This window comes from Chamaesiphon sp. OTE_75_metabat_556 (assembly GCF_031378165.1).
In the GTDB taxonomy this organism is placed as follows: domain Bacteria; phylum Cyanobacteriota; class Cyanobacteriia; order Cyanobacteriales; family Chamaesiphonaceae; genus Chamaesiphon.
This window is the reverse complement of record NZ_JANNDR010000152.1, coordinates 1-2172: the sequence shown is the minus strand read 5'-3', so window position 1 is coordinate 2172 and position 2172 is coordinate 1. Positions and strand designations below refer to the sequence as shown.

Here is a 2172-nt window from a genome sequence, read left to right as displayed (position 1 = left end):
ATTACGATCGATATTCAGGATTGGGAACACGCCGAAATCGCCTATGATCGCGCGCGCGAGATTTCTAACGGGGTGATTGTCGAGCATTTCTACCAGGGTAGAGATCATCGAATTTTGGTCGTCAATCATCAGGTGGTAGCGGTAGCGGAACGGGTGCCTGCTCATGTGGTGGGCAATGGTGATGATACAATCGCTGAACTAGTAGAGCAGGAAAATCAAGATGTGCGGCGCGGTGATGGTCATGATAATATGTTGACCAAAATCGAGCTAGATGATTCTACAGCCGAGATGTTGCACCGTCAGGGATTTGGACTGAAGACGATCTTGCGATCGGGTGAGGTCTGCTATCTCCGCGCAACTGCTAATCTGAGTACGGGTGGAATTGCGATCGATCGGACGGATGAGATTCACCCTGATACTGTCTGGCTGGCGGAACGGGTATCACGGATTATCGATCTGGATGTGGCGGGGATTGATGTAATTACTACTGATATTACTAAAACTCTGGCGGAAGTAGACGGAACGATCGTCGAAGTTAATGCTGCGCCTGGATTACGGATGCACATCTCGCCCAGCCAGGGAGTAGGGCGAAATGTGGCGGCACCGATTCTGCGGATGTTGTTTCCGCCTGGTACGCCGACGCGGATTCCGATTATCGCCATTACAGGCACTAATGGTAAAACTACCACTACCCGCTTAATCGCCCACATTTTCAGTCAGGTTTATGATAGTGTTGGCTTTACCACTACTGATGGGATCTATATCGGCGATCGATTAGTCGAAAAAGGTGATACTACAGGCCCTCAAAGTGCCCAGATGATTCTCCAAGATCCGACGGTGGATATTGCGATTCTAGAGACAGCGCGGGGCGGTATTTTGCGATCGGGTTTAGCGTTCCAATCCTCCGATGTGGGCGTGGTTTTAAATGTCGCCGCCGATCACCTGGGCTTGGGTGATATTGAAACGATCGATCAACTCGCTAGAGTCAAAGCGGTAATTGCTGAAACTGTTCACCCCGATGGTTTTGCAGTGCTCAATGCCGACGATGAGCGAGTAGCAGCAATGGCAAAAGATGTGCCGGGGAAAGTTGCTTATTTCTCAATGAATCCAGATCACCCCCTGGTTCGCTCCCATGTCCAACGCGGTGGAATAGCTGCTGTCTATGCTGACGGATACATTACCATCTTGCAACAGGATTGGGTACACCGAATCGAGAAAGTCGAGCGCGTCCCCCTCACCCTCGGCGGACGGGCACCATTTATGATTGCTAATGCCTTAGCCGCCTGTCTAGCCGCCTTCGTTCAAGGTGTTAACGTCGAACACATTCGTGCCGCTTTACGCAGCTTCAAAGCCTCTGTCGCCCAGACTCCAGGGCGAATGAACCTCTTCAACCTCGGACGCTATCACGTCCTCGTAGACTATGCCCACAATCCAGCTGGCTATGCCGCTGTCGGCAGCTTTGTCAAAAACTGGACTGGGGCGGCGATTGGGGTCGTTGGGGGACCAGGTGATCGGCGGGACGAGGATCTGATTGAATTAGGCAAACTTTCTGCCACATTCTTCGATCGAATCATCGTCAAGGAAGATGATGATAATCGGGGTCGCCCGTGGGGAGATACCGCCGAATTAATCGTCCAAGGGATCGAACAAGTTGTAACTGAAACACCCGTTCCTCACTCAATTATGCTCAATGAAGTTGAAGCGATTGAATGGGCACTAGACAACGCTCCAGACAATAGTTTGGTGGCAATGTTCCCCGACAATGTTAGTCGGGCGATCGCGTTAATCATGGCTCGTAATCCGATTTCTGACGCTTCAGATACAGCGATCTCAGTAGAATTGAAGCCAGATAATTTACCAAAATTAGATCCAGTTTCAGCAAGTAATAATGGTACCCATAGCATCAAATAAGTTAACGCGATTAGTGCAGACATGGTACCATCGATATCCCTAAATCGGATCAAAATTACTCCAGGACAGAGAATCTATCTACCCGATCTGAGCTGGGAGGAATTTGAGCAGACTTTAGTAGAACTGGGGGAAAAAAGAGTTACTAGGATTGCTTATTGTGCGGGAGAATTAGAGATTCGGATGCCATTGCCAGAACACGAACGGATTAAAGTATTAATTAGCAACTTGCTTGTTGTGTTACTGGAAGAATTGGATTTCTTT

General features: G+C 49.2%; 1 protein-coding gene and 1 pseudogene. Both read left to right on the top strand.

What is annotated here, in order from left to right:
- Positions 1–1911 (top strand): cyanophycin synthetase (cphA, locus tag RMO27_RS06450; RefSeq protein WP_309730721.1); only part of this gene is annotated, 1911 nt, incomplete at its 5' end.
- A gap of 21 nt (positions 1912–1932) precedes the next feature.
- Positions 1933–2172, top strand: a pseudogene (locus RMO27_RS06445) (Uma2 family endonuclease); the annotation flags it as partial.